Source organism: Protofrankia coriariae (assembly GCF_001017755.1).
GTDB classification, from domain to species: domain Bacteria; phylum Actinomycetota; class Actinomycetes; order Frankiales; family Frankiaceae; genus Protofrankia; species Protofrankia coriariae.
The window spans coordinates 1-7,086 of record NZ_JWIO01000002.1 but is presented as its reverse complement, the minus strand read 5'-3'; the positions used below and the strand labels follow the sequence as shown (position 1 = coordinate 7,086).

Genomic DNA, 7,086 nt, shown 5'->3' with positions numbered 1-7,086 from the left:
GATCGGCGGAGACGAGCCGGGACCGCATCCGCGCGCCGTCCGCGCTGTCGTCGACGAGGTCCGCCTCCTCGAACGGCGTGACCCGCAGCGAGCTGACGAAAAGCCGTTCCGGCTGCGCGAAGTACTCCCAGACCGGCCCGCTCACCACGTGCTCCCCGCCGCGGCCGCACACGTTGACGATGTCGGCAATGCAGTCGCGCACCACCGCGATGTCGTAGATGGTCAGATCGCGGTCCCGGCGCAGCCCGAACAGGCCGCAGAGATCGGTCGCGCCGATACGCACGGCAAGAACGATGTCGTCGTGCTTGTCGACGAGGTCGTGCACGCCCAGCAGCGTCCGCTCCCGGGTCTCGCGAAAGATGATCTGAGGACTTTCCAGCACGGGCATCGCCCACAGCGGCCGGCCGAGCCGGTCGGAGGCCTGCGTGACCGCGGCCAGCGCCGCCACGCCGCCCTCGGGATCGAACTTGGGCAGCACGAAACCGCCGAGCATCTCCGACGCGTCGACGTCGAGCCGCGCGATGATGCGCGATATCTGATCGGTGTCACGCACGCGGACGAACAGCAACGGCGGCCCGCCCGCGCTGGCCGGCGGATTCTCACTCAGGTCGTGCAGCGTAGCAATGATGTTCGCCTCCGCCGCGGGGACCTCGTGGTCGGCGATGGCGTCCTCCAGGCAGAGCACCATCGACGTCACCCCGGCGGACACCTGGCGGCGGACGTCCGCGGCCAGTGTCGGGCGGGTGCCCGGAGCGTAAAGGGTCGCCCCGAGCGCCGTTGCCACCAACAGGCGGTCCGCAGCCGGCAGGATCTCCTCGGGCAGGCGGTGAAACAGCGCATCCGCCCGGTCCGCGGCCAGGAAACCGAAGTGACGCACCGGTCGAACCCCCTGTCGTCGGACCGTTCACTGATCGGGGCGGCCGCACGTCGTCATTTGTGGGCGCCGGACTGGCCAGAACCTACAGCCACAGCCGCTGGTTCCGAAATTCCGCACACTGTTGTCATCAACCGGACAACCTGTTTTCACACAACCGCGACCGTGGCGAACGAGATCGCCACCGACTGGTGGCCGGGCCGTCGACTGCCCGCGGCAGGGCATCAGGGCAGGTCGACCAGCCCGATGGATCAATAGGGCGGATCAACATGGCGGATCAAACAGTCATCCGCGCCCAGCCACCGCTCACGCCGGGCGCCCGCATACACCACGCCGCTGGCCGGTGACCGTGAGCACGACGTATCGTGCCGGACGCGCGTTATCCGATTACCCGCCGCGTAATCTATTCGCTGCCGATCCATTCGCTATTGCGCGTTATGCACAACGCGCAATAGCGAGATGTGTACACGTGACAGGCCGGCGGGCGGGTTCAGCGAAGCACCAGGGCGTCGTCCGGAGGATGCCGCAGCACGATCTGCGCGGCGTCCGGGCCCGGAAGCAGCCGGACACCCCACGGCAGCCGCGCGCCGTCCAGCGGGACCTCCACGGTGTGCTCACCGTGTGCGTGTGCCGCCTCACGGGCGGGTACCCGGGCGAGCACCTGCCCGTCTTCCCTGGTCTGCGGCGGGGTCGTTCCGGACCGGGCGACCAGCAGCAGCTCGGGCAGGAGCCCTTCCGCGCGCACCTGTACACGCAGCGTACGACGACGCCAGCCCACCCGGGCCACCATATAACTGACCATCGCCGCATCCTCCCGCATCTGTTGCTGTTGCGGCTGGTGCTCCTGTTGCGGCTGCTGCTCCTGCTGCTCCTGCTGTGGCTGCTGTGGCTGCTGCTCCTTCCGTGGCTGCCCCTGGTAGGGCTGCTCCTGCTGTGGCTGTTGGTCCGGCTGGACCAGCGAACTGGCCCCGGTCGGCGGGTCCGCGGAAGCCCCCGCGCTCCCGGCAGCCTGCCGGTCCTCGGCAGCCCGCTGGTCTCCGGCAGCCTGCTGGTCTCCGGCAGCCGCTGGATCCGCGGGATCCGCGGATGTCGAGGGATGTGTCGAGGGGTGCGCGGCCCGCCAGCCCTCCTGGCCACCCGCTGCCGGGGCCGAGACGTCCACGCGAAGCGGCGGATTCGGGCGGGCATCCTGTTCCGCCCGGACCGCCGGCCGGGCCAGGATGCCCGTTCCCGGCGGTACCGCGGTCAGCGTCCCGCCGATATGCACCAGCGGATAGCAGGCGATGAAATACGCCGAGCCGTCCGACGGCGCGGCCAGGTGCCAGCCGCCTTTTATCTCCAGGCTCGTGTTGGTGACCTTCGCCTGGTCCGCCTCGGGATCGTCGGGCCCGGTCGGCAGCTGGTCCCGACGCCACAGGACCCGGGCCTCGGTGATCCCCAGCGGCATCCGGAAGGACAGCACGATCTCCTCGCCGCGGTCGTCGGCACGCAGCTCCGTGATCTCCCCGACGATCAGGTGCCGTACCGCCCTGCCGACCACGGCCCGGCCGGCCAGTACGGTCACCGGGACGTACTCCAGCTCGCCGGCCGCCGACAGATCGACCAGGTGGCCGCTGTCACTGGACCCGACCAGCCGGGCCGGATCGGCGATCCGCGCCAGGTCCACCTCGGTGTCCTCGACCGCGAGCGGATGCCCCGGCGGCGAGCTCGACAGACCCGACTGCGAGCTCGGCTGCGGATCGTTCGGGGGCACCGCGTAGATCCGCACCTCGCTGCCCGCCGGCGCGTTCCAGCGCAGCATGGTGCGGCCCGCGGCGGTGGTGACCTGCAGATCACGGATCGCCGGTGGACGCGGTATCACCGTCGCCATGGTCGACGCCCCGTCCGTACGCGCGGGAACAGCGTCCGCGTCATGGAACTCGACGTAGACCTGGTAACGGTATGTGACACCTGCCTGGACGGCGGAGTCGACGTACTGACCGGCGTTCGCCCTGGTCCGCCGCGTCGGAAGCCGCACCGGCGACGATTCGTCCACGGTCCGCTCGATCGTGACCGCGTCCACCGGACCGTCCAGGCGCCAGGACAGCTTCACCGCGTCACCGATCTGCTCCGCGCGCAGCTCGGTGACGTCCCGCATGACCACGAGCCCGGGTGTGCGTACCGGTACCGACCGTCGGCTGCCGACGATCGCGGTCACCTCGTAGCGGACCATCACCCCCACCGGCACTCCGGCGTCGACGAGCTCCGTGGACCCGGTGGTGCCCAGGCTGTGTTCCGGCGCGACCACCCGCTCCGGGTCGCTCGCGTCCCCGAACAGGCGGACCACCCGGTAGGACACCGGGGCGGCGCTGGACAGGGAGGCGCGCCACCGCAGGACCACCCCGCCGTCCTGCTCGGTCGCGGTCAGGTCCCGGGGCGGCTCGAGGGGCAGCGCGGCCAGCGCCGCCAGCGCCTCGCGGCTGTCGGCCGCCGTGGCGAGCACCGCGGCCAGGGCGTTCTCCTGGTCGGGGGCGGGCAGCTCCCGGGCCGCGGCGACCCGGCGGTGGATGACGTCCTGATGGGCGACGAGTTCGGCGAGCACCTCCTCGGGGGTGCGCCCGTCCGGGCCGGGCACGTCGCGGGCGTGGGAGACCAGCCACCGTGCCCCGTCGGTGGCGGCATCCGCGCGCCGGGCCTCACGGTTGTCCACCAGCGCCCGCCAGCCGGCGTCGGCGGCGGCCAGCGCCGCCTGCACCCGCGCGCCGAGTTCTTCGGCCTCCCGCGCGGCGGCACCGTCGAGCAGCGCCAGCACCGGGCGGGCGGCGGCCAGCAGCTCGCCGGCATAGCGAACCCGGCCGGCGTCCAGCGCCCGACGGATGGCGAACACCGCCTCGGCGGCCTCCCGCGCCTGGCGCATGCTCCGCCCGCAGGAGCGGCAGGCCACCGCGGCGGCCTCGGTCTCCCGCCCGCACGAGGGGCACGCGGTGTACAGCTCGGTGTCGCAGTAACGGCAGATCCGCGAGCCGTCCACCGGCTCTGGACGGCAACACTGCGCACACACCACGTAGTCGAGGAAGACCCCGGTCGTCACGGCCGCGCCCAGCTCCCGGGCGACGCCGAGCAGCAGGGTCTTGGCCTGCGCCGTGGACAGGCCCGACCCACTCGACAGGATCTCCCGTACCAGCCCCTCGAACGCGGCCGGTCCCAGTTCGCCGTCGAGAACGATGTGCTCCTCGACCCGTCCCCGGATCTCCTCCCGGGCGTCCGCGACCAGGCCGGCGGTGTAGGCGGCCGGATCCCCGTCCAGCAGCCTGGTGCGCACCTGCGCGAGCAGGTCCGCGATCACCGTCTTCTCACGGTCGTGCGGACGCCGCTGGTTGCGTTCCAGCGCGATCTCGTAGGCTGCCCGGATCCGTTCCGGCGGCGAGTCGGCCGGAACGCCCAGGAAGGCCCACAGGGAGGCGGTGGCGGCCCGGTTGCCGACCCGTAGCTGCCGCAGTTCGACCAGACGGTCCCGGATCTGGCGGCGTACCCCCGCGGCGAGGGGCTCGATCCCGTCCCCCCAGCCGTCCTCGATCACCTGCTCACCGGCGAGGACCGCGTCGAACTGCTCGGTGGTCACCCCGTCGGCCGCCGCCAGCCGGCGCAGCCCGGCCACCCGGGAACGCGGCACCCCGCCGAAACGCTCACGCACGGTCGCGAGGTTGCGGGCCACCTTCGCCAGCCGTTCGGCCTGCCCGGCCTGGCGGGCCGCCAGTACNGGCCGCCAGTACCCGGGCCCGGAGCTGGTCACGGGTGGCGGCGTCCAGCAGCGGCGCCTCCCACTCCGCCCGCCGCCGCACCAGCGTCGCGGCGAGCGACGCGTACCGGGTCGCGTTCCGCTGCCGCTGCAGGAAGGCCATGACGGCGGCCAGCTGCTCGCGTACCTGCGCGTCGGTGTGGACGACATCCGGGTCGAGGGCCGCGACGAAAAAAGGATCGTCGAGATCCAACGAGGACCGGCGGTGCAGCTCCGCCAGCACGCGCTGGCGATAACCACTGCCGTCGAACGCCGCGCTCACCGTCCCACCTTCGTCCCGTCCCTGCCGCGGGGCAGGTGAAACCCGTGCCTGTACAGCCCGTGCCCGTCCTGGACACAGCCTGGAACATTCACCATATGTACTGGACGAGGCAATGTACCGGCCAGAACTGCACCTTGCCCACTCCTGGTGACACCCCACACAGGTCAGGCCATGCCGGTGGGCACCCTTCGTGGACACATGTCCGGTGGATGCCGGCCGTCCGCGTCAGCGCCCCCGTCGGCCGGCTTCCATCAGCCACGCCCTAGTCGCGCTGTTTGAGCAGTGTGACCTTCCTGCCCTCCTCGTCCCGCATCGCCTCGCTGCCGACCCCGGCCTTCACCTGCAGGAGCAGGGGCTCCTTCGCGCCGGGATGGGTGGCGGTGACCCGGATGGTCTGGTCCGGGCGCATGAAGAAGGTGACTTCGACTGGTGTGCCGCGGGGATGGCCACCCGGGATACCGGCGATGGCACCCTCAACGATCACCTTGTTGTCCTCCGGCACGGGCGACTCGGCGCTCGTGCCCTGCTCGAACACGCGGATGTCGACCTCGGCCTGGTTGTCGGAGACCGTGTAGAAGGTCCGCGTCACCTCGATCGGCAACGGGTCGTTGCGGTGCGCCAGGAACGCGGCGACCGTCTTGCCCCTGTCCTCGGCAAAGATCCCGAAACCGCGCGAGGTCACGTTGACGATCTTCGTTTTCACCAGGTCCGCCACGGCGGTGGTGTCCAGCCCGAAGCTGTCGGCCGCCCCGGACGCCGCCTGCCGCACGTCGGCCGGCTCCGCCGCCTCCAGGCCCTCCCCCTCGGCGAGCCTGCCCTTCGCGACCAGATCGTCGATGACCTGGCGTTCCAGCTCCTTCTTCTGCCCGAACACCGCCGCGCCCTTGGCCACCGCAAGATCGGGGTCGACGAGACGGGGAGTCAGGCCGAACTCCTCGGTCAGCTTCCGGGTGATGGCGGGGCTCTTGCTCATCCCCCCGACGAGCAGGCAGACGTCGACGTGGTCGACACCGCGCTCCTTCGCCCGGTCGAGCACCGAGCCGGTCAGGTCGAGCGTGCGCTGCAGCAACGGCGCCGTGATCTCCTCAAGATCGGCGCGGGTGACGGTCACGCTCGTGCGCCGGCCGGCATGGACCACCAGCACGTCCACGCTCTCCCGGCCCGAGAGCGCCAGCTTCGCCTCCTCCGCCGCGGTCAGCAGCTCCTGCTCGTCGTAGACGTCGTCGAGCGGGTCGCCTGCGTCGGGCTGCGCCTCGACGAACTTCTGCGCGAGGAAGCGCACCAGCTCGGCGTCCCAGTCGGCGCCGCCCAGCTCGTGGTCGCCGTCGGTGGCGACCACCGTGATCTCGTTCTCCGACAGCCGGATGACCGTGGTGTCGAAGGTGCCGCCGCCGAGGTCGTAGACCAGCACGGTGGACTCCGCCGCGCCGCCCCGCGCGAACCCGTAGGCGAAGGCGGCTGCGGTCGGCTCGTTGATGATGTCGACGACGTTCAGCCCGGCGAGCGTCCCGGCGAGTTTCGTCGCCTTGCGCTCCTCGTCGCCGAAGTAGGCGGGCACGGTGATGACCACGTCGGTCACCGGGTTCCCGGTCACCCGCCGCGCGTCGGCGGCCAGGGCCTTGAGCACGAGGCTGGACACCGCGGAAGCGCTGTACTCCTCGCCGTGGACGACGAACCGCCAGTCCGCCTCGCCCATGTGCCGCTTGACCAGGCTCGCCACGTCGTCCGGACGGATCCGGGCCTGCCGCTTGGCCTGCGTGCCGACGACGAAGCTGACGTCGCCGTCGGCCGACTCGTCGAAGAGCACCACCGACGGTGTGGTCGGCTGCGACTCGATGTTACGGATGACGTCCGGGCGTCCGTACTCGTCCACCTGGGCGATACACGAGTACGTCGTTCCCAGGTCGATCCCGAACACCTTCGTCCGCGTCATGTAGCTTCCCTCCGCCAAACTGCGGCCACCGCCCAGGGCCCGAGCACACGAAGAACAGATCGCGCTGCCCGCGACCCCCGTCGGCCAGGGGCACCAGACCTCCTGGGCCGGCCGGGCCGGTTCCCGGCGCCCGGATTCGGCGGGGAACCGGGCGCCGGGAACCATGGCCGCGCGGTTGTTGGCCCTCTTTGTCGGCCTTCTGCTGTTGTCGGCCCTCTAGTAGGACATCGTTAGGTGAC

1 protein-coding gene and 1 pseudogene (1 of these 2 only partly in view) are annotated in these 7,086 nt (G+C 71.3%); both read right to left on the bottom strand.

Annotated elements, in window-relative coordinates; translation table 11 throughout:
* Nucleotides 1–877 (bottom strand): annotated as a pseudogene (locus FrCorBMG51_RS01125) (HpcH/HpaI aldolase/citrate lyase family protein); it reaches 337 nt to the left of the window's first position.
* A gap of 4,299 nt (nucleotides 878–5,176) precedes the next feature.
* Nucleotides 5,177–6,847: an Hsp70 family protein gene (locus FrCorBMG51_RS01115; protein ID WP_047221311.1), complete on the bottom strand. Its 1,671-nt coding sequence runs from the start codon at nucleotides 6,845–6,847 to the stop codon at nucleotides 5,177–5,179.
* Nucleotides 6,848–7,086 lie beyond the last annotated feature (239 nt).